Annotated in this window: 18 protein-coding genes, 1 tRNA gene and 1 pseudogene; 13 read left to right on the top strand and 7 right to left on the bottom strand. The window is 73.2% G+C overall.

What is annotated here, in order from left to right:
* The first annotated feature begins 184 nt into the window (after positions 1-184).
* The gene (locus LE548_RS21125) at positions 185-2,098 is read left to right on the top strand and encodes a tetratricopeptide repeat protein (RefSeq protein ID WP_225098477.1); all 1,914 of its coding nucleotides are present in this window, start codon (positions 185-187) and stop codon (positions 2,096-2,098) included.
* 76 nt (positions 2,099-2,174) lie between these two features.
* Positions 2,175-2,248 (top strand) — tRNA-Met (locus LE548_RS21120).
* A gap of 104 nt (positions 2,249-2,352) precedes the next feature.
* Here the strand turns inward: LE548_RS21120 and LE548_RS21115 are convergent.
* Entirely contained in the window at positions 2,353-2,769 is a 417-nt protein-coding gene (locus LE548_RS21115) for a Fur family transcriptional regulator (protein WP_225098476.1), read from the bottom strand.
* A gap of 135 nt (positions 2,770-2,904) precedes the next feature.
* On the opposite strand from LE548_RS21115, the gene LE548_RS21110 reads away from it, so the two are divergent.
* Positions 2,905-4,356 carry a catalase gene (locus LE548_RS21110; RefSeq protein WP_225098475.1) on the top strand — a complete coding sequence of 484 codons (1,452 nt, stop codon included), beginning with the start codon at positions 2,905-2,907 and terminating at the stop codon, positions 4,354-4,356.
* A gap of 101 nt (positions 4,357-4,457) precedes the next feature.
* Here LE548_RS21110 and LE548_RS21105 read toward each other — a convergent pair whose 3' ends face one another.
* Together LE548_RS21105 and hisN are read right to left on the bottom strand one after the other, a co-directional pair.
* Positions 4,458-4,853 carry a cyclic nucleotide-binding/CBS domain-containing protein gene (locus tag LE548_RS21105; RefSeq protein ID WP_225098474.1) on the bottom strand — a complete coding sequence of 132 codons (396 nt, stop codon included), beginning with the start codon at positions 4,851-4,853 and terminating at the stop codon, positions 4,458-4,460.
* Between the two features lie 139 nt (positions 4,854-4,992).
* The gene (gene hisN, locus LE548_RS21100; protein ID WP_225098473.1) at positions 4,993-5,793 is read right to left on the bottom strand and encodes a histidinol-phosphatase; all 801 of its coding nucleotides are present in this window, start codon (positions 5,791-5,793) and stop codon (positions 4,993-4,995) included.
* A gap of 182 nt (positions 5,794-5,975) precedes the next feature.
* Between hisN and LE548_RS21095 the strand changes: the two genes are divergently transcribed.
* Together LE548_RS21095 and LE548_RS21090 are read left to right on the top strand one after the other, a co-directional pair.
* Positions 5,976-6,581, top strand: a complete 606-nt coding sequence (locus LE548_RS21095; protein WP_225098472.1) for a TetR/AcrR family transcriptional regulator — start codon at positions 5,976-5,978, stop codon at positions 6,579-6,581.
* Between the two features lie 112 nt (positions 6,582-6,693).
* A complete protein-coding gene (locus LE548_RS21090; protein ID WP_225098471.1) occupies positions 6,694-8,916 on the top strand; it encodes a WD40 repeat domain-containing protein in 2,223 nt (740 codons plus the stop codon).
* Here the strand turns inward: LE548_RS21090 and LE548_RS21085 are convergent.
* The 4 genes from LE548_RS21085 to LE548_RS21070 all read right to left on the bottom strand — a co-directional run bounded on the left by LE548_RS21085 (position 8,913) and on the right by LE548_RS21070 (position 12,410).
* Positions 8,913-9,236 carry a multidrug efflux SMR transporter gene (locus LE548_RS21085; protein ID WP_225098470.1) on the bottom strand — a complete coding sequence of 108 codons (324 nt, stop codon included), beginning with the start codon at positions 9,234-9,236 and terminating at the stop codon, positions 8,913-8,915. The two genes, LE548_RS21090 and LE548_RS21085, sit on opposite strands and share 4 nt — an antisense overlap.
* Positions 9,237-9,320: 84 nt before the next feature.
* On the bottom strand, positions 9,321-10,331 hold the full coding sequence (gene rsgA, locus LE548_RS21080) for a ribosome small subunit-dependent GTPase A (RefSeq protein ID WP_225098469.1): 1,011 nt from the start codon (positions 10,329-10,331) through the stop codon (positions 9,321-9,323).
* Positions 10,332-10,342: 11 nt separating this feature from the next.
* Entirely contained in the window at positions 10,343-11,659 is a 1,317-nt protein-coding gene (gene aroA, locus LE548_RS21075; protein ID WP_225098468.1) for a 3-phosphoshikimate 1-carboxyvinyltransferase, read from the bottom strand.
* A 28-nt stretch (positions 11,660-11,687) separates the two neighbouring features.
* Positions 11,688-12,410: a M50 family metallopeptidase gene (locus tag LE548_RS21070; RefSeq protein WP_225098467.1), complete on the bottom strand. Its 723-nt coding sequence runs from the start codon at positions 12,408-12,410 to the stop codon at positions 11,688-11,690.
* Between the two features lie 50 nt (positions 12,411-12,460).
* Here LE548_RS21070 and LE548_RS21065 point away from each other — a divergent pair, with 50 nt between their 5' ends.
* From LE548_RS21065 to def, 8 genes and pseudogenes are all read left to right on the top strand, one after another.
* The gene (locus tag LE548_RS21065; protein ID WP_225098466.1) at positions 12,461-13,276 is read left to right on the top strand and encodes an SOS response-associated peptidase; all 816 of its coding nucleotides are present in this window, start codon (positions 12,461-12,463) and stop codon (positions 13,274-13,276) included.
* A gap of 1 nt (position 13,277) precedes the next feature.
* Positions 13,278-13,904, top strand: a complete 627-nt coding sequence (locus tag LE548_RS21060; RefSeq protein WP_225098465.1) for an alpha/beta family hydrolase — start codon at positions 13,278-13,280, stop codon at positions 13,902-13,904.
* A 259-nt stretch (positions 13,905-14,163) separates the two neighbouring features.
* The gene (gene sigR, locus LE548_RS21055) at positions 14,164-14,859 is read left to right on the top strand and encodes an RNA polymerase sigma factor SigR (protein WP_225098464.1); all 696 of its coding nucleotides are present in this window, start codon (positions 14,164-14,166) and stop codon (positions 14,857-14,859) included.
* Positions 14,856-15,158 carry a mycothiol system anti-sigma-R factor gene (rsrA, locus tag LE548_RS21050; protein WP_225098463.1) on the top strand — a complete coding sequence of 101 codons (303 nt, stop codon included), beginning with the start codon at positions 14,856-14,858 and terminating at the stop codon, positions 15,156-15,158. Before sigR ends, rsrA begins: the two co-directional genes overlap by 4 nt.
* 111 nt (positions 15,159-15,269) lie before the next feature.
* Positions 15,270-16,521: pseudogene (locus tag LE548_RS21045) on the top strand (HD-GYP domain-containing protein); the annotation flags it as partial.
* 418 nt (positions 16,522-16,939) lie between these two features.
* The gene (locus LE548_RS21040) at positions 16,940-18,232 is read left to right on the top strand and encodes an HD-GYP domain-containing protein (RefSeq protein WP_225098462.1); all 1,293 of its coding nucleotides are present in this window, start codon (positions 16,940-16,942) and stop codon (positions 18,230-18,232) included.
* Positions 18,233-18,330: 98 nt separating this feature from the next.
* A complete protein-coding gene (locus LE548_RS21035) occupies positions 18,331-19,338 on the top strand; it encodes a hypothetical protein (RefSeq protein ID WP_225098461.1) in 1,008 nt (335 codons plus the stop codon).
* An 87-nt stretch (positions 19,339-19,425) separates the two neighbouring features.
* Positions 19,426-20,023: peptide deformylase (gene def, locus LE548_RS21030; protein WP_225098460.1), on the top strand; the 598-nt coding region annotated here is incomplete at its 3' end.

The following is a 20,023-nucleotide window of genomic DNA, read 5'->3' as shown; positions in this document are numbered from 1 at the left end:
CCCAAGGGATCCGGGCCTTCGTGGTGTGCGAACTCAAGTACGGGAAGGAGGTACGGCCGCGCCGCCGTGAGGAGTTGAGGGGGGTGTGTTTGACTTGTCGTCCTGTGGGCATGTCGACAAAACGCTGAAGTGACCTCACGGGCTGCGGTATACCGGGTGTACCCAGGTTGCAGGTGGTGCGACGATGGACGTTATGGGGGACAAGGCAACTCTGTTCGAGTCAGGGCGATTTGTGCAGCCTTCCGGTGAGGAGCCGACCCGCGACGAGCTGAGCGACATGGGGGACGCCGCCGAGGAGGTACGCCTCGGACTCGCCGCGCAGAGCGGCGACGCCGAGGCCGCGAGTGTCCTCGGAAGCCTGCTGCTGCGCCGCGGCGACCTCGACGGAGCCGAACCCCAGCTGCGTGCCGCCACCGCGGCCGGTGACCGTGCCGCCGCCAATAACCTCGGCGTCCTGCTGCACCAGCGTGGCTACCCCGACGAGGCCGCCGGCTGGTGGCGCGTCGCCGCCGTCGCCGGTTCCGCCGCCGCCGCGCACGCCCTCGGCCGCTATCACCGCGAACGCGGGGACGAGCCCGCCGCCGAGTACTGGCTGCGCCAGTCCGCCGAGCAGGGCCATGCCCTCGGTGCCTATGCCCTCGCCGACCTGCTGGAGCACCGCGGTGACGTCGGGGCCGAGCACTGGATGCGGGCCGCCGCCGAGCGCGGCCACCGGGAGGCGGCGTACCGGCTGGCGCGCGCGCTCGACCGCAGGACCGGACACGAGGAGGCCGATCTCCGGGGCGGAGGTGCGCCGGCCCGCCGGAGCATTGGTGGCAACGGTGTCCTGGAGGGGGCCGGCCGCACGTCCGGTCAGGGTGGTCGTACGGAGGAGACCGGCGGTGACAACGCTGTCGTGGAGGCCGAGCAGTGGTACCGGCAGGCCGCCGCGCGCGGTCACCGGCGGGCCGCGCTGTACCTCGGCGCGATCCTGGAGAAGCGGGGCGAGCTGAAGGAGGCCGGGCGCTGGTATCTGACCTCGGCCAAGGACGGCGAGGCCCGCGCCGCCTGTGCGCTGGGCTTCCTGCTGCGCGACGCCGGGGACACCGAGAGTGCGGCCGTGTGGTGGCTGCGCGCCGCCCAGGAGGGCGACGGCAACGCGGCCAACGCGCTCGGCGCGCTGCACGCCGAGCGCGGTGAGACCCAGACCGCCGAGCGCTGGTACCGGGCGGCGCTGGACGCGGGCGACGACAATGGCGCGTACAACCTCGGGCTGCTCTGCGCGGAGCAGGGGCGCACCGCGCAGGCCGAGCAGTGGTACCGGCGGGCCGCCTACGCCGGGCACCGGGAGGCCGCGAACGCCCTCGCCATCCTGCTGCTCCAGCACGGCGACACCACCGGCGCCGAGCCGTGGTTCTCCAAGGCCGCCGAGGCCGGCAGCGTGGACGCCGCGTTCAACCTCGGGATCCTCTACGCCGGGCGCGGCGAGGAGACCATGGCCCTGCGCTGGTACGAGCGGGCCGCTGCCGCCGGGCACACCGAGGCCGCGCTCCAGGTCGGCATCGCCCGGCTGCGCGAGGGCGACGAGCAGGAGGCCGAGCGGCATCTGCGGTGCGCGGCGGGCGGCGGCAGCGCCGAGGGCGCGTACCGGCTGGCCGCGCTGCTCGACGCCCGCCGGCCGCCGGAGCCCGCGCACGAGCTGGGCGAGATAGTGCACGAGAAGACCGAGTGCGAGGAGTGGTACGAGCGCGCCGCCACGCAGGGCCACCGGCGGGCGCAAGTGCGGGTCGGCATGCTGGCCGCCGCCCGGGGTGACGTGGTCGAGGCGGCGCGGTGGTACCGGGCGGCGGCCGAGGCCGGGTCGCGCAACGGTGCCTTCAACCTGGGGCTGCTCCTGGCCCGGGAGGGCAGCGAGCCGGAGGCGGCGGTCTGGTGGACCCGCGCCGCGGACGCCGGGCACGGCCGGGCGGCACTCCGGCTGGCCCTTGTCTACGCGCGTCGGGGCGAGCTGGCAGAGGGACAGCGCTGGGCCGACCGGGCGGTGGCCCTCGGACCCGCGGAGGTCACGGAGCGGGCGGGACGGCTCAGGGACGCGCTGCGCGAGGAACTCTCGGCGTGAAGAAGTGAGCCCCGCCACGTCTCCGGTAACTGATTTGCCTCGGTCCACCTCCCTCACGTAATGTCGTGTTCACCGACGCGGGGTGGAGCAGCTCGGTAGCTCGCTGGGCTCATAACCCAGAGGTCGCAGGTTCAAATCCTGTCCCCGCTACTGAAGGCCTAGGGCCGGAATCCAGAGATGGATTCCGGCCCTAGGTGCGTTCGGGAGCAGAAAAGATCGGGAGCGGAAAAAAGAGGGGGCTTGCGCCCCCTGTTTCACGAACCTGCGCAGTCCGGGCACAGCCCCCGGTACGTCACCTCGACGTCCGACACCGTGAAGCCGAAGCGCTCCTTGTCGGGGAGGTCGGCGAGCGGGTTGCCCGTCGGGTGGACGTCGCGGATCGCGCCGCAGCGGGCGCAGACCAGGTGGTGGTGCGGGCGGTGCGCGTTCGGGTCGTACCGCTTCGCGCGCTTGTCCGTCGAGACTTCCAGCACCTCGCCGAGGGAGACCAGCTCGCCCAGGGTGTTGTAGACGGTCGCCCGGGAGATCTCCGGGAGCTTCGCGACAGCGCGCGCATGGACCTCGTCGGCCGTGAGGTGGACGTGCTCGCCGTCCAGGACCTCGGCCACCACGCGCCGCTGCGCGGTCATCCGCCATCCGCGTCCGCGCAGCCGTTCCAGAAGGTCGCTCATGGCTACCAGCCTAACAGGAGGGGGGACCAGGACGGGAATAGGTGTGAGATTGGATCATTGTTTGACTTAGATCTAGTCCAATGTAGGATCCGGAACGGCTTTAGTCGCAGGACAGGTATGACGCAGGAGGCGCACGTGACGCAGGGACCGCTCACCACGGAGGCCGGGGCTCCGGTCGCCGACAACCAGAACAGCGAGACGGCGGGCGTCGGCGGGCCGGTGCTGGTCCAGGACCAGCTGCTGCTGGAGAAGCTCGCCCACTTCAACCGGGAGCGCATCCCCGAGCGTGTGGTGCACGCGCGGGGTGCGGGTGCGTACGGCACCTTCACGGTGACGGCGGACGTCACGCCGTACACCAGGGCCGCTTTTCTCTCCGAGGCCGGCAAGGAGACCGAGGTCTTCCTGCGCTTCTCGACCGTGGCCGGAAACCTCGGCGCGGCGGACGCCGTCCGCGACCCGCGTGGCTTCGCGCTGAAGTTCTACACCGAGGAGGGCAACTACGACCTCGTCGGCAACAACACCCCGGTGTTCTTCATCCGGGACGCGATCAAGTTCCCGGACTTCATCCACACCCAGAAGCGCGACCCGTACACGGGCTCCACGGAGGCCGACAACGTCTGGGACTTCTGGGGGCTCAGCCCCGAGTCGACCCACCAGGTGACCTGGCTGTTCGGCGACCGGGGCATCCCGGCGTCGTACCGGCACATGGACGGCTTCGGCTCGCACACCTACCAGTGGAACAACGAGACCGGCCAGGTCTTCTGGGTCAAGTACCACTTCAAGACCGACCAGGGGATCAAGAACCTCACCCAGGCGGAGGCCGACCGGATCGCCGGCGCGGACCCGGACTCCCACCAGCGCGACCTGCGCGAGGCCATCGAGCGCGGTGAGTTCCCGAGCTGGACCGTGGGCGTGCAGATCATGCCGGCGGCCGACGCGGCGACGTACCGCTTCAACCCGTTCGACCTGACCAAGGTGTGGCCGCACGCGGACTACCCGGTCGTCGAGATCGGCAAGCTGGAGCTGAACCGCAACCCGCAGAACATCTTCGCCGAGGTCGAGCAGTCGGTCTTCAGCCCCGCGCACTTCGTGCCGGGCATCGGCCCGTCCCCCGACAAGATGCTCCAGGGCCGGCTCTTCGCGTACGGCGACGCCCACCGCTACCGCGTCGGCATCAACGCCGACCACCTGCCGGTGAACCGCCCGCACGCCACCGAGGCGCGCACCAACTCCCGGGACGGCTTCCTGTACGACGGCCGGCACAGCGGGGCGAAGAACTACGAGCCGAACAGCTTCGGCGGGCCGGGGCAGACGGGCCGTGCGCTGTGGCAGCCCGTCTCCGTCGCCGGCGCCACCGGCGACCACCCCACCCCGGTGCACGCCGAGGACGACGACTTCGTCCAGGCGGGCAACCTCTACCGGCTGATGGCGGAGGACGAGAAGGAGCGGCTGGTCGCCAACCTGGCGGGCTTCATCGCCAAGGTGTCGAAGGACGAGATCGCCGAGCGTGCGATCGGCAACTTCGGACGCGCCGACGCCGACTTCGGCAAGCGGCTGGAAGCGGCCGTGCAGGAGCTGCGCGGCTGAGCCGTGCCGAAGACGGCGGCACGCCTCCGTGCTGCCCGGTGGGCCGGACCCCACGGTGCTCGGGGTCCGGCCCGTTCCGCGTCCGCCCCCGTCGCGCACGCTCAGCGGGCCGGTGCGGGCTCGCGGGCCGGAAGCCAGCAGCGGATGATGTCGCGGACCGAGACGATGCCGGCCACCTCGCCGCCGTCCAGGACGACCAGATGCCGGAAGCCGCCGTGGGTCATGGCACGGGCGGCCTCCTGGAGGGTCCAGGCGGGGGCGGCGAAGACGACGTCGGTGGTGGTGTGGGCATGGACGTGTTCGGTGTCCGGGTTCTGGCCGAGGCCGACGGAGTCGAGGATGTCGCGTTCGGTCAGGATGCCGATGCCGCCGGCGTCCGGGTCGAGGACCACGGCGGCGCCGGTGCGGCGTGCGGACATCAGGGTGGCTGCCTGGCGGAGGGTGTGGGTGGGGCCGACGGTGAGGATCACCGCGCTCATGGCGTCACGGACGAGCATGGATGGTCCACCTCCTAGGAATCCCGTGCCGGGATTCACAAGTTCACAAATGAGGGTGGGCCCAGAGTTCCAGGTAGAGGGAGAGTCAACAAGAGGGCGCGCGACGTCAGTTGAGGGCGTGCGCGCCCGATCTCCGTGCTCAGTGGCGCGGGTTGAGATACCCCAGCAGCTCGTCGTGGAGCAGGCCGTTGGACGCTGCCGCGTTGCCGCTGTGCGGGCCCGGCCGGCCGTCGAGCCCCGTGAAGCTGCCGCCGGCCTCGGTGACGACGATCGCGTTCGCGGCCATGTCCCACAGGGACAGCTCCGGTTCGGCGCAGATGTCGACCGCACCCTCGGCGACCAGCATGTAGGGCCAGAAATCGCCGTACGCGCGCGTGCGCCACACCTGGCGGGTGAGGTCCAGGAAGCCGTCGAGGCGACCCTGCTCCTCCCAGCCGGACAGCGAGGAGTACGCGAAGGAGGCGTCCGTGAGCTTGCCGACCCGGGAGACATGGATCCGGCTCGCCGAGGTGAGGTTACGGCCGGTGAAGGCGCCGTGGCCCTTCGCGGCCCACCAGCGGCGGCCCAGCGCGGGGGCGGAGACGACGCCCACGACGGGCTGGTAGCCCCCCTCGCCCGCCTCCATCAGGGAGATGAGCGTGGCCCAGACGGGGACGCCACGGACGTAGTTCTTGGTGCCGTCGATGGGGTCGATCACCCAGCGGCGGGGGCCGGTGCCCTCGACGCCGTACTCCTCGCCGAGGACCGCGTCCCGCGGGCGGGCGCGCTGGAGCTGGCCGCGGATGAGTTCCTCCGCCGCCTTGTCGGCCTCGCTCACCGGGGTCATGTCCGGCTTCGTCTCCACCTTCAGGTCGAGGGCCTTGAAGCGGTCCATGGTGGCGGCGTCGGCGGCGTCCGCGAGGACGTGGGCGAGGCGCAGGTCGTCAAGGTAGTCCGGCATGCAGCAAACGGTAGCCGCCGCGCTCGGGGCGGGGCCAGCGGGGCAGGAGCGTGTCCGGTGCGGAGCCGGCGCGGCAGCGCTCACCCCCGCGCACCCTCGACCGCGTACCCCCGCGCACCCTTGACAGTGCATACGGGCGCGTCAACTCTGGGCGCAGAGCTGGTCTGGCCACGGAGGCGATGATGCCTGCTGCCCGGGAGTCACTACTGGACGCCGCCTTCACGGCGCTTGCGCGCCGGCCGTGGTCCACGGTGCGGATGGTCGACGTCGCCGCGTCGGCCGGAGTGTCCCGGCAGACCCTGTACAACGAGTTCGGCAGCAAGGACGGCCTGGCCCGGGCGCTGGTGCGGCGGGCGGCCGACGGCTACCTCGCCGGGGTCGAGCGGGCGCTCGCCGGTTCCGCCGAGCCCTGCGAGCGGCTCACCGCCGTCGCCGAGTGGACCAGCTCCGCCGCGCGGGAGAACGCGCTGATCCGGGCCATGCTCACCGGCTGCTGGAGCGAGCGGCTGCCCGCCCCGCCGCTCACCGCCGTGCCCTCCGCCTCCGCGGTGCCCGCGCAGCGCCGGGCCGACGGGCCGCTGCCGACGCCCCGCGACTTCGTCCGGATCGTGCGCGACCGTGCGGTCACCGCCCTGGCCGGCCCCGCCGCCACCCCCGCCGACACCGCCGAGCTGACCCACCCCTGCGAACTCGTCGTCCGCCTCGCCCTGTCCTGCGTCGCGGCCCCGCCGGGCGAGGGCGGTGTCGCGGAACTGGTCCGGGCGGTGGTCCCCCAGCGGGCGGCCTGAGCAGTGGACTGCGGTACAAGCAGCGGGAGTTGACGGGCAGGCTGCCGTTCTCAGCTGACGGGTAGGCTCCCCCTTTCAAGGGGGTATCTCCCCCTTTTCGAGGGGGTGTGCGGTGGAGGATGAGCGCAGTGCCGTCGTGAACCGGTCCGTGGCGCACCGGCTCAAGGATCTGGACGACGCGGAACGTGCCCAGCTGCTGTCGCTGGAGGCCGCGCGGTTCGGCTGGCCGGACCTCGTGGCACGGTTCGCCGCCGCGCAGGAGGGCGCGCCCTGGCGGGTCGGCGGCTGGGCGAGCGGGCGCTGGGCCGACGAGCGGATCGTGCACGTGCTGGGCCGCACCGCCGTACACACCGCGACGGCCCTACGGCGCGGGCGGCTGGTGTCCGTGGACGCCGGGCCCTTCGGCGAGGTACGGGCGGTGGACGTGCTGGACGGGACGGCGGTGGAGCTGTTCAAGGCGCCGCATCCCGCCCGCGTCGTCGGCGTGGTCCCGTACGAGGACCGGGTGCTCCTGCTCACCGGGCACGACCATCCCGACCGCAGCTGGCGGCCCGACCACGACGGCGACACCCTGCGGGCCTGGGACCTGGAGACGGGGGAGCCCGCCGGAGAGCCGGTGCGGGTGGACCAGGGTCTGCTCACGCACGCGGCCACCGCCCGCCTCGACGGCCGTACCCTCCTGGTCACCGGCGGCTGGGACGGGCTGGTGCGGGTGTGGGACCTGGCGAGCGGCCGGACCGTCGCCGAGCCCGCCGGGGGACACCGGGGCTGGGTGGCCGCCGTCGCCACGGCCGAGGTGGCCGGGCGGCCGGTCGTCGTCACGGCCGGCGAACACGACCACGACGTCCGCGTCCGCGACCTGGCCACCGGCCGGCCGGCGGGCCGCGCGCTCACCGGGCACACCGCGCCGGTGTCGGCCGTGGCCACCGTGCAGGCGGGCGGCCGTACCCTCGCGGTCACCGCGGGCATGGACGGCACGGCCCGCGTCTGGGACCTCGCCACCCGGCAGCAGTGCGGCACCCCCTTCACCGGGCACGGCCATGCGGTGAGCGCGGTCGCCGCGGCCGTGGTGGACGGCCGGGTCCTCGTCGTCACCGGCGGGCGGGACCGCGAGGTCCGGGTGTGGGACGCGGCCACCGGCGCAACCGTAGCCGACGCCTTCACCGGCCACCAGGAGCCGGTGCGCGAGGTGGCGCTGAGCGTTCTCGACGGCCGGCCGGTGGTGGTGGGGGAGGCCGCCGACGGGGTGCTGCGCAGCTGGCGGCTGACCGGCCGGCGGCACGGCGGCACCGTGCTCGACGGGCCCGGCCGGGGCGTGGCGTCGCTGACCACGGCGGCCGTGGCCGGCCGTCGGCTCGCGGTCACCGGCCGCCACGACGGCACGGTCGACCTGTGGGACGCGGCCCGCCCGCACCCCGTCGAGCCGCTGCCCGGCCACCCGGGGACGAACCCGGCAGCCCGCCCGGTCACCGTCGAACTGGCCGGGCGCACATTGCTGTTGACGCTGGACCGGGACGGGTTCGTACGGTGCACCGACCTGGCGACCCGCGAGGCGGCCGGCGCCCCGCTCGACTGCCGGGACCCGGAGCCGTGCGCCCTCGCGACGGCCGTCGTGGCCGGGCGGGCGCTGCTGTTCGTGGGCACCCGGCGCGGCTCGGTCCGGGTGTTCGACCTGGCCGCCCGGGAGGAGACCGGGCCGCCGCTGGAGACCGCCGACCCGCTGCCCGTCAGGGCGATCGCGGCCATCGGCACCGACGCCGGGCCACTGGTCGTCACGGGCCACGGCGACCGCACGGTACGGCGCTGGGACCTGGCCGGACGCGCCCCGCTCGGCCCGCCGATGTCCGGTCACTCACGGGCGGTGAACCAGGTCGCGACGGCCTGCCCGGACGGTGTGCCGGTCGCCGTGACCACCGCCGGCTACGACACCCGGCCGCTGGTCTGGGACCTCGCCACGGGCCGTCCGCGCGGCGGGCCGCTGCGCGGTCACCGGCGCCGGATCGCCGCCCTCGCCGTCACCACGCTCGGCGGCCGGGTGCTCGCGGTCACCGGCGGCGACGACTGCACCGTGCGCGCCTGGGACCTCGCCGCCCACGCGCCGGCCGGCCGCGCCCTGCACGTCCCGTACCGCGTGCACACCGTGGCCCCGGCCGGGAACGGTACCCTCCTGGTCGGCTTCGGCGCCGAACTGGCGCTCTTCGAACCGGCCCCGGACTGGCGCCCTGAAGGGGCGCGGGGCTGTATCGATATGCGGCTCCGCCGCGTGGGCGCGACCAGCCAGGACGAACCCGCGGACGACCGACGGCCCACCACGGCTCTCCCCGCGGAGCGCTAGTGCGCCGACCCCGAGAGCTGGAGTCCGATCACCCCGACGATGACGAAGCTGATCGACACGAGCTTCAGCATGGACACCAGGTCGCCGAGGAAGACCATGCCGTAGATCGCGGTGCCCGCCGCGCCGATCCCGGTCCACACGGCGTAGGCGGGGCCGACGTCGAGCTTCTTCAGCGAGAGGGTCAGCAGACCGAAGCTGCCCAGCGCGAAGCAGGCGAAGGCGATCGTCGGCCACAGCCGGGTGAACCCGTGGGAGAGCTTCAGGCAGACGGCGAAACCGGTCTCCAGCATCCCGGCCACGACGACCAGCAGCCACGCCATGCGCTGTCCTCCCGTTGATCCGGATCACCGGTTCGGTGCGAGTATGCACTTACCGGCCGTTCACCCGGCCAAACAACGCGGTGGTCAGTCCCCTTCCCGGCGCTCCCGCGTGGCCAGCAGCCGGCGCAGCGAGTACAGCCGGGCCGGATCCGCGTGCCCCTCCTCGACCCAGGCGTCCAGCGCGCAGTCCGGCTCGTCGTGGCTGCACGCGCGCGGGCAGCCCTCCGTGCCGGATTCGAGGTCGGGGAAGGCGTGGATCACGCGGGACGGGTCGATGTGCGCGAGCCCGAAGGAGCGCACGCCCGGGGTGTCGATGACCCAGCCGTCGTCCGCGCTCAGCGGCAGCGCCAGCGCCGAGGTGGTGGTGTGCCGGCCCCGCCCGGTCACCGCGTTGACCTGCCCCGTCGTACGCCGCCGGTCCCGCGGGACGAGCGCGTTGACCAGGGTCGTCTTGCCGACGCCGGAGTGGCCGACGAACGCGGTGACCCGGCCGTCCAGCAGCGTGCGCACCCGGTCCGCCGCGTCCCCGTTCTCCAGCTCCTCCCGGCTGGTGACGACGTACGGGATGTCCAGGTCGCCGTACAGCTCCAGCAGCTTGTCCGGCGGGGCGAGGTCCGACTTCGTCATCACCAGCAGCGGCTCCAGGCCGCCGTCGAACGCGGCCACCAGACAGCGGTCGATGAGGCGGGGGCGCGGCTCGGGGTCGGCGAGGGCCGTGACGATCGCCAGCTGGTCCGCGTTCGCCACGACCACGCGCTCGTACGGATCGTCGTCGTCGGCCGTGCGGCGCAGCACCGACGAGCGCTCCTCGATGCGCACGATCCGCGCGAGCGTGTCCTTCTTGCCGGACAGATCGCCGACCAGCGCCACCCGGTCGCCCACCACGGCGGCCTTGCGGCCCAGTTCGCGGGCCTTCATCGCCAGGACCGTACGGTCTTCGACCAGACAGGTCAGCCGGCCCCGGTCGACGGTGAGGACCATGCCCTCGGCCGCGTCCTCGTGGGCGGGACGGATATTCGTACGGGGCCGGGTCCCCTTGCGGTTGGGACGGGTGCGGATGTCGTCCTCGTCGGTGTGCTTGCCGTAGCGGCGCATGACGTACGTCCCTACTGCCCGAGCATCCCGGTCCACAGCTCGGGGAAGTCCGGCAGGGTCTTGGCCGTCGTCGCCACGTTCTCGATGAGCACGCCCTCGGCCGCGAGGCCGAGGATCGCGCCGGCGGTCGCCATGCGGTGGTCCTCGTAGGTGTGGAAGGTCCCGCCGTGCAGCGGGCGCGGGCGGATGTGCAGGCCGTCGGCGGTCTCCGTGACGTCACCGCCGAGCTCGTTGATCTCCTTGGTGAGCGCGGCCAGCCGGTCGGTCTCGTGCAGCCGCAGATGGGCCACGCCACGCAGGGTGGAGGGGGAGTCGGCGAGGGCGGCCACGGCCGCGATGCCGGGGGTCAGCTCGCCGACGTCGCCGAGGTCCACATCGATCCCGTGGATGGCACCCGAACCGGTGAACACCAGCCCGTAGTCGGTGAGTTCGCAGGAACCGCCCATCTCGGTGAAGATTTCCCGCAGCCGGTCGCCGGGCTGCGTGGTCCGCTCCGGCCAGTCCGGGATCACCACCTTGCCGCCGGTCACCAGCGCCGCCGCCAGGAACGGCTGGGCGTTGGACAGGTCCGGCTCGATCGTCAGGTCCCGGCCGAGCAGCGCGCCCGGCGTCACCCGCCACACGTTCGGTTCGCCGCCCGACTCCGGGGTGTCCACCTGGGCGCCGACCGCGCGCAGCATGTCGACGGTCATCCGGATGTGCGGCAGGGAGGGCAGGGTCGCGCCGGTGTGACGGACCTCGACGCCTTGGTTGAAGCGCGGGCCGGACAGCAGGAGGGCCGACACGAACTGGGAGGACGAGGAGGCGTCGATCGACACCGGGCCGCCGTCCAGCGCCCCGCCGCCGTGCACGGTCAGCGGCAGCGCGCCCCGGCCGTCGTCGTCGATCCGGGCGCCGAGGACGCGCAGCGCGTCGATCACGCCGTTCAGGGGACGCTCGTACGACCGCGGGTCGCCGTCGAACCGGATCGGGCCGTCGGCCAGCGCGGCGACCGGGGGCAGGAAGCGCATCACCGTGCCGGCGTTGCCGACGTCCACCGTGGCCGGGCCGTGCAGGCCGGTGGGCAGTACCCGCCAGGCCTCGCCGGTGCCCTCGGGACCTACGCCCTCCTCGATCTCGATGCCCATGGCCCGCAGGGCACCGGCCATCAGCAGGGTGTCGCGGGAGCGCAGCGGGCGGCGCAGCCAGCCCGGCTCGGAGGCCAGGGCGGCGAGGACCAGGGCGCGGTTGGTGACCGACTTGGACCCCGGCACGTGGACCGTCGCGTCGACGGCTCCGCTCGCGTGCGGGGCGGGCCAGAGTGCGGGAAGGGCGGTGTTCGGGGCCATGGGCCCACTGTATAAGCAGGGTCGGCCGTCAACCTTCCAGCAGCCAGCGCCCTCCACCGATCAGCGAGCAGACCGACACGGCGTGGAACAGGAACAGCCACAGCCCGGCCGGGACGTGCGTCAGCCGGGACAGCTGGTCCGCGTCCGAGTCGCCGGCGCCTCCCCGGGACCGCTTCGACTGGAGCTCGAAGGGCGGCCGTACCCCGCCGAGCAGCAGGAACCACACCACCGCGTACGCGAAGGCGGCCTGCACCTGGGGGCCGGTCAGCCAGGACACCAGCAGGAAGGCGCCGCCGGCCAGGACCACGGTGAGCACGCCGTACGCGTTCCTGATCATCACCAGCATCACCACCAGCAGGGCCGTCGCCACCCAGAGCAGCAGCGTGATCCGGCCCGCCACCAGCAGCGCGGCCCCGCCCAGCCCCAGCAGCGAGGGGGCCGTGTACCCGGCCGCCGCCGTCAGGATCATGCCCAGCCCGTACGGCTTGCCCCGGCTGACCGTGAGGCCGCTGGTGTCGGAGTGCAGCCGGATGCCCGTGAGCTGCCGGCCGGTGAGCAGGGCGATCAGGCCGTGGCCGCCCTCGTGCGCGATGGTGACGGCGTTGCGGGATATCCGCCACGCCGGGTGCGGGACGACGACGGCGAGCGCGGCCGCCAGCGTGACGATCACCACCCACAGGGCGGGGGCGGGCTGGGTGCCGGTGAGCCGGTCCCAGAGGTCGGGCAGCGCGAGGGCGGCGAGGCTGTCCATATGTCCGAGTGGCTCCCTGTACTGGTCCGGAGTCTGGCAGTGTGACGTGTATGTGCGGACGGTATGCATCGAGTCGTAGGCCCGAGGATCTCGCAGGAATCTTCGAGATCGAGAAGTGGGAGCCCGAGGAGGCCCTGGAGCCGGACTACAACGTGGCTCCGACCAAGGAGGTCTACGCCGTCCTCGACCGTCCTCTGAAAGACGCGGACTCACCACGTCCGGTTCGCCAGCTGCGCAAGCTGAAGTGGGGGCTGGTGCCGTCCTGGGCCAAGACGCCCGAGGGCGGTGCCCGGATGATCAACGCGCGCGCGGAGACCGTGCACGAGAAGCCCGCCTACCGCCGCGCCTTCGCCGCCCGCCGCTGCATCATCCCGGCCGACGGCTACTACGAGTGGGTCACCGGCACCCAGGAGCGGGAGCTGGAGGTCGAGGGCAAGAAGAAGCGGCCGCGCAAGCAGCCGTACTTCGTGCTGCCCGCCGACGGCTCGGTCTTCGCGATGGCCGGGCTGTACGAGTTCTGGCGCGACCGGACCCTGCCCGACGACCACCCCCAGGCCTGGTGGGCCACCTGCTCGGTGATCACCACGGAGGCCGAGCAGACCCCGCTGGCCGTCGCCCCGGCACAGGGACCGGGCTCCCTCGCCGAGATCCACCCCCGGATGCCGCTGATGCTCACCCCGGACCGCTGGGACGCCTGGCTCGACCCCGCCCGCACCGACCCCGACGCCCTGCGCGAGCTGCTCGCCCCGCCCCCGCCCGGCCTGATGCGCGCCTACCCGGTCTCCACGGCCGTCAGCAACGTCCGCAACAACGGCGCGGAGCTGCTGAAGGAGCTGCCGGCCCCGGAAGAGGGCACACTCTTCTAGCGTGATCGAGATTGTCGAGACCGACGCCGGGACCGCACGCATCACCTGGCGCACGGCGATGAAACCCCAGTTCGTGCTCGCCCTCGGCCATGGCGCCGGCGGTGGCATCGAGGCGCGGGACCTCCAGGCACTCGCGCAGGCCCTCCCCGCGCACGGGGTGAGCGTGGCGCTGGTCGAGCAGCCCTGGCGGGTCGCGGGCAAGAAGGTCGCGCCCGCGCCGAAGACCCTGGACACCGGCTGGCGCGGGATCTGGCCCGCGCTGTCCGGGATGGAGCTGCCGGTGATCTCCGGCGGACGCAGCGCCGGGGCGCGGGTCGCCTGCCGTACGGCGGCCGAGCTGGGCGCGCACGCCGTGCTCGCGCTCGGCTTCCCGCTGCACCCGCCGGGCAAGCCGGAGAAGTCCCGCGCCGAGGAACTGCTCGGGGCCCGGGTGCCCACGCTCGTCGTTCAGGGCGGCAACGACCCCTTCGGGAAACCGGGCGAGTTCCCCGAGGGCTCGTACGGACTGATCGAGGTGCCGTACGGCGATCACGGGTTCGCGATCCCCAAGCGCGCCGAGGTCACCCAGGAGCGGGCCCTGGAGGTCATCACCGAGGGTGTCGTGGAGTGGATCGCGTCACTCGGATGACGCCCGGGAATGTTGCGTGACGGACCGCTGTTGAGGCGGACAGAAGTGCTGAGGCCTCGGCACCGAAGACGTCGTAGGAGAGGGAGTCCGCCGCATGGGTTCGACCATCTGCCCGGCCCGCAGCAGCAGTACTGACCTGGACTGGACGGTGCTGCACGCGGCGAAGACCGCTCCTATTCGAGCGGCGGCAGGCACGGGTCGTGTTCTATCCTCCGAAACGAGTGGGACCGGACTCGGTCCCGCCCGGGATCTTGAGGAGGTGGGTCCGGTCACCGGTACCGACGCAGGGACCGACAACGGCCAGGCGGAGCAGCCCGAGGGCCGGGGCACGAGCGCGGGGACGAACTCGGAGTCCACCGCGGAGCGCAGCGCGCGCTTCGAGCGGGACGCGCTCGAATACCTCGACCAGATGTACTCGGCCGCACTGCGCATGACACGCAACCCGGCCGACGCCGAGGACCTGGTGCAGGAGACGTACGCCAAGGCCTACGGGTCCTTCCACCAGTTCCGCGAGGGCACCAACCTCAAGGCGTGGCTGTACCGGATCCTCACCAACACGTTCATCAACTCCTACCGCAAGAAGCAGCGCGAGCCCCAGCGCTCCGCCGCGGAGGAGATCGAGGACTGGCAGCTGGCCCGCGCCGAGTCGCACATGTCGACGGGTCTGCGCTCCGCCGAGTCGCAGGCGCTCGACCACCTGCCCGACTCGGACGTGAAGGAAGCGCTGCAGGCGATCCCCGAGGAGTTCCGCATCGCCGTCTATCTCGCGGACGTCGAGGGCTTTGCGTACAAGGAGATCGCGGACATCATGGGGACACCCATCGGTACGGTGATGTCCCGGCTGCACCGGGGCCGCCGTCAGCTGCGCGGCATGCTGGAGGACTATGCCCGTGAGCGGGGGCTGGTCCCGGCGGGCGCCGGAGAGTCGAACGAAGCGAAAGGCTCGGGCTCATGAGCTGCGGAGACCCGCACGAGACGGATTGCCGCGAGGTCCTCGATCACCTCTACGAGTTCCTCGACAGCGAGATGCCGGACGTCGATCGCGACAAGTTCCAGCACCACTTCGAGGAATGCTCCCCGTGCCTGGAGAAGTACGGCCTGGAGCAGGCCGTGAAGAAGCTGGTCAAGCGGTGCTGCGGCCATGACGACGTGCCCGCCGACCTGCGCGCCAAGGTCATGGGGCGGATCGACCTGATCCGCTCCGGCCACCCCCTGCCGGAACGCGACGCCACCGCCGCGCCGCAGGACAGCTGAGTGCCGGGTCGTATCACCCGAACGTGCTAATCCTCAGGTCATAAGCCCCGTACCCCGGCATTCCCGCCCTAGGCTCCCAGCCGGGGCAGGGCATGGTCGGGGAGGGGCGCGATGGAGGCGGTTCCGGCGAGAGCACGCGGCTATGTGGCCGCCGTCGCCGTGCTGGCGCTGCTCTGCCTGCTGCCGCTGCCGGCGATACAGACTCCCTGGTGGGCGCTGGCCCTGCTCTCCGCGCTCTACGCCGCCTGCGAGTACGTCGTACGGCGCCGCTTCGGCGGCACCTTCCATCCCGTTCTGCTCGCCGGCGCGTTCCTGCTGCCCCCGCCTGCCGCCGCGCTCGTCCCGGTGCCGGCTGCCCTGCTCTGCCCGGTCGAGCAGCGGACCGCCCTGCTCCGGCGGGTGTGGCGGGCCGCGCAGCCCGCGCTCGCCGTGTGGGGCGCCGCCACGGTGCACTGGACGCTCGGCGGCCGCGACGCCGTCGTCGGCTCCGACTTTCCCTACGCCCTGCTGCCCGCGGGCGCGGCCGTCCTCGCCTTCTGCCTGATCCTCACCGGCCTCGACGGCGGCATCCTGGCCGTTGCCGAGCGCGTGCCGGTGCGCCGGGCCTGGCGCGGGCTGCTGTCCCGCACGCTCGCGCCGGTCGCCGTGCACGGACTTGCCGGGCTGATGATGGCCGTGCTGTGGCGCAGCCCGTACGGCCCGGTCGCCGCGCTGCTCGTGCTGCTGCCGATGTACGTCTCCTGGTGGGTCTTCGCCCAGTACCACCGGCAGCGCGCCGCCCACCAGGCCACCATCCGCGCCCTGGTCCAGGCCGTCGACCTCAAGGACGGCTACACCCGCGGCCACAGCGAACGCGTCGGCCAGGCCTCCGTCCTGATCGCCCGCGAACTCGGCATGGACGACGACCGTGTCGAGGTGCTCCGCTTCGCCGGCATCCTGCACGACGTCGGCAAGCTCGGCGTTCCCACCCGGCTGCTGCGCAAGGACGGCCCGCTGACCCCCGAGGAACGCCGGATCATCGAACTGCACCCCGAGTACGGCCATGAGATGGTCCGCGGGATCTCCTTCCTCGGCGAGGCCCGCACGGCGATCCTGCACCACCACGAACGCCTCGACGGCAGCGGCTACCCGTACGGCCTGGCCGGCGACCGGATCCCCGAGTGCGCCCGGGTCGTCGCCGTCGCCGACGCCTTCGACGCGATGACCTCCACCCGCTCCTACAGCAGGGCCCGCCCGGTCGAGACGGCCCTCGCCGAGCTGGAGCGCTGCGCGGGCGCCCAGTTCGACCCCCGGATGGTCGGCGCGCTGGGCCGCGCCCTGCGCCGCCAGGGCTGGCATCCCACGGTCACCGCCGACGAAGCCGATGCGGGGAACAGAGCCGACGCAGACGGCGAGTCGGCGCCAGGCGAGTCGGCGCACGGCGAACGGGGGCCCGGCGGGCAGGCGTCCGGCGAACCGGGGTACGGCAAGTTGGTGCCCGGCAGGCAGGCGCCCGTGGAATCGGCGCCCGGCGAACCGAGGCCCGCCGCGCAGGCGCCCGGCGGGCAGGAGCCCGGCGAACGGGCGCCCGGCGAACCGGGGTACGGCAAGTTGGTGCCCGGCAGGCAGGCGCCCGTGGAATCGGCGCCTGGCGAACCGGGGTACGGCGACGTGCCGCCCGGCGAGCAGCCGCACGGCGGACCAGGGCACGACGACCCGGCGTACACGGCGGCACCCGCCCAGGCGCACATGACGGCACCCCAGGAGCCGGTCCGGCCGGTCCCCGGCACCGGGACGCCCCGGTGACCGCGCTGCGGGTGATCCACGGCGCCGCCGCGCTCACCGCGGCAGGCTGCCTCGCCGTCACCCTGGGGACCGGCCTCGCCGACCGCGGGATCGCGCTCGCCTTCGGCGTGCTCATAGCCGTCGGCGAGCTGACCCGGTGGACCGACGCCGAGGCACGCCAGGCCGCGCCGCTCGCCGCCGCCGGCTCGCTGGCCTACGCCCTGCTCGGCGCCGACGCCGGGCGGCCCACCCACCATCACGCCGCCCAGGTTGTCACCGTCGTCCTCGCCGCCGCCGTACTCGGTGCCGTCCCGCACATCTGGTCCGGCCGCACCCCCACCCTCGACCACCTCGCCCGCCGCGTCCTCACCGTCGGCTTCACCGCCGTCTGTTTCCAACCCCTGTGCAACGAGGGCCTGTTCGCCTCCTGGGAAGGCCCTGCCTACGCCCTGCTCCTCATCGCCCTGCTCGGCCTCACCGGACTGTGCGACGCCCTCCTCGCCGCCGCCCTCGCGCACGCCCGCACCCGCTGGCCGTTCGCCCCGCGCCTGCGCGAGGAACTGCGCGGGCTGCTCGGCATCGGCTCCGCCGTCGGCGCGACCGGCGCCGTGATGGCGCTCGCCGTCGCCGTCGTCGGACTGTGGGCGCTGCCCGTGTTCTGCCTGCCCCTGCTGCTCACCCAGCTCTCCATCCGCCGGTACGCGGCCGTGCGCGCCACCTACCGGCAGACCATCGCCTCCCTGGCCCGCGCCACCGAGATAGCCGGGTACACCCCCGTGGGCCACGCCCGCCGGGTCGCCGCGCTCAGTCTCGCCGTCGGCCGCGATCTGGGCCTCGCCGGAGGTGAGCTGACCGTTCTGGAGTACGCGGCCCTCATGCACGACATCGGCCAGCTCAGCCTGGTCGACCCGGTCCCGGCCGGCGCCACCGCCTCGCTGCCCGCCGCGCAGCAGCGGCGGATCGCGCTGCTCGGCGGGGCCGTCGTACGGCAGACCGGGGTGGACGCGGCGGTCGCCGTCGTGGTCGAGCGGCAGGCCGACCCGTGCCGGGAGCAGCCCGTCGCCGCGCGGATCGTCCGGGCCGTGAACGCCTACGAGGAGCTGACCCGGGACGCCGGTCCCGAGGGCCCCCTGCGGGCCCTGGAGAAACTGCGGCTCGCCACCGCCGGGGACTACGCCCCCGAGGTCGTCGAGTCCCTCGCCCGGGTGCTGGCCCGGCCGCGCGGCTGGCGGGAGGCCGCGCCGGCGCGGGGCGAGGGGAGACGCACGGCACTGTCTGACCCCGCGCCCGGCTGGGTAACCCATGGGTAATGAGCGCCTTCCCCACCGCACGTGGTTGGATGCGGGGGAGAGGGTGTCCGGGGGCACAAGCCAGCCCATTGTGGAACTGGAACTGGCAGGCGGGAATCGTGAGGATCTTCGGCAAGGGACGGCACCGGCCCTCCGCCTCCTGGCGGCAGGCCACCGATCGCGCGTTCACGCTCATCGGCGACGGTCGCTACGAGGACGCGGGCGAGCTGCTGACACGGGCCGCCGATCTGGAGCCCTGGCTGTCGGAGTCCTGGTTCAACCTCGCCCTGCTGCACAAGTTCCGGCACGACTGGGAGCAGGCCCGCGCGGCCGGACTGCGCGCCGTCGCTCTGCTCGACCGGGAGACCGGGGCGCCCGACTGGTGGAACGTCGGCATCGCCGCCACGGCCCTGCAGGACTGGCCGCTGGCCCGCCGTGCCTGGCAGGCGTACGGCCTGAAGGTGCCCGGGGGTGCCTCCCGGCCGAAGCCCGGGGCAGGCGCCGCCGCCTCCGGTGAACCGGTCGGCATGGAGCTGGGCAGCGCGGCCGTACGGCTCTCCCCGGAGGGTGAGGCCGAGGTCGTCTGGGGCCGCAGGCTCGACCCCGCGCGGATCGAGGTGCTGTCCATCCCGCTTCCCTCGTCCGGGCGACGCTGGGGCGAGGTCGTGCTGCACGACGGTGTCCCGCACGGCGAGCGCACGACGTCCGCCGGCCATGCCTACCCGGTCTTCGACGAGATCGAGCTGTGGGCGCCCTCACCCGTGCCGACCTGGGTGGTCCTGCTGGAGGCGGCCACGGAGGCGGACCGGGACGCGCTGGAGCAGCTCGCCGCCGACGCCGGGTTCGCCGCGGAGGACTGGTCGTCCTCGGTGCGGCTGCTGTGCCGGATGTGCTCCGAGTCGCGTATGCCCTCCGACGAGGGGGACGGGGTGCATCTGGACCCGCACGATCACAGCGAGCCGGGCCATCCCGGGCCGCTGGGGCACCGCACGGACGGGCAGCTGTGGGTGCCGGAGCGGGAGTGCGGGGTGGCCGCGCCGGCTTCGCTGGTCCGTGGGCTGCTGGACGGCTGGGTCGCGGACAGTCCGGACTCGCGGGACTGGCGGGACCTGGAAGAGGTTTGCTGAGCCGACGGTGACCGGCCGCCTTTAGGCTGTACCCGAGACTTTTTGGCTCGGGACTTTTCCAAGGTTGCAGGAAGGCGTACGTCGGTCATGGCCCAGCAGGACACCGATCAGCAGCACGCGGGCGTGCTCCCCGTCGATGACGAGGGGTACGTCGTCGACACGGAGGACTGCGAGGAGCGCGAGAAGGCCTGGCGTGAGCGCGGCACCTCGCGGCCGATCACGGTCGTCGGCAACCCGGTGCTGCACAAGGAGTGCAAGGACGTCACCGAGTTCGGCGAGGAGCTTCAGCAGCTGGTCGCCGACATGTTCGCCAGCCAGCGCACCGCCGAGGGCGTGGGCCTGGCCGCCAACCAGATCGGCGTCGACCTGAAGGTGTTCGTCTACGACTGCCAGGACGACGAGGGCAAGCGGCACGTCGGCGTGGTGTGCAACCCGAAGCTGGTCGACCTGGCGGCCGACCGGCGCCGGCTGGACGACAGCAACGAGGGCTGCCTGTCCGTGCCCGGGGCCTACGCGCCGCTCGCGCGTCCCGACTACGCCGAGGTGACCGGCCAGGACGAGCGGGGCAACCCGGTCAAGGTCCGCGGCACCGGCTACTTCGCACGCTGTTTGCAGCACGAGACCGACCACCTCTACGGCTACCTGTACATCGACCGGCTGTCCAAGCGGGACCGTAAGGACGCGC

Source organism: Streptomyces sp. CoH27, assembly GCF_020181035.1.
Classification (GTDB): domain Bacteria; phylum Actinomycetota; class Actinomycetes; order Streptomycetales; family Streptomycetaceae; genus Streptomyces; species Streptomyces camelliae.
The sequence above is the reverse complement of the archived record's forward strand: the minus strand, read 5'-3'. Positions and strand labels throughout refer to the sequence as shown.

Coding starts and splice junctions, on each gene's coding strand:
- LE548_RS21125 (WP_225098477.1), top strand. CDS start 185: ATGGACGTTATGGGGGACAAGGCAACTCTGTTCGAGTCAGGGCGATTT.
- LE548_RS21115 (WP_225098476.1), bottom strand. CDS start 2,769: ATGAGCGACCTTCTGGAACGGCTGCGCGGACGCGGATGGCGGATGACC.
- LE548_RS21105 (WP_225098474.1), bottom strand. CDS start 4,853: ATGCTCGTCCGTGACGCCATGAGCGCGGTGATCCTCACCGTCGGCCCC.
- hisN (WP_225098473.1), bottom strand. CDS start 5,793: ATGCCGGACTACCTTGACGACCTGCGCCTCGCCCACGTCCTCGCGGAC.
- LE548_RS21095 (WP_225098472.1), top strand. CDS start 5,976: ATGCCTGCTGCCCGGGAGTCACTACTGGACGCCGCCTTCACGGCGCTT.
- LE548_RS21085 (WP_225098470.1), bottom strand. CDS start 9,236: ATGGCGTGGCTGCTGGTCGTCGTGGCCGGGATGCTGGAGACCGGTTTC.
- rsgA (WP_225098469.1), bottom strand. CDS start 10,331: ATGCGCCGCTACGGCAAGCACACCGACGAGGACGACATCCGCACCCGT.
- aroA (WP_225098468.1), bottom strand. CDS start 11,659: ATGGCCCCGAACACCGCCCTTCCCGCACTCTGGCCCGCCCCGCACGCG.
- LE548_RS21070 (WP_225098467.1), bottom strand. CDS start 12,410: ATGGACAGCCTCGCCGCCCTCGCGCTGCCCGACCTCTGGGACCGGCTC.
- LE548_RS21065 (WP_225098466.1), top strand. CDS start 12,461: ATGTGCGGACGGTATGCATCGAGTCGTAGGCCCGAGGATCTCGCAGGA.
- rsrA (WP_225098463.1), top strand. CDS start 14,856: ATGAGCTGCGGAGACCCGCACGAGACGGATTGCCGCGAGGTCCTCGAT.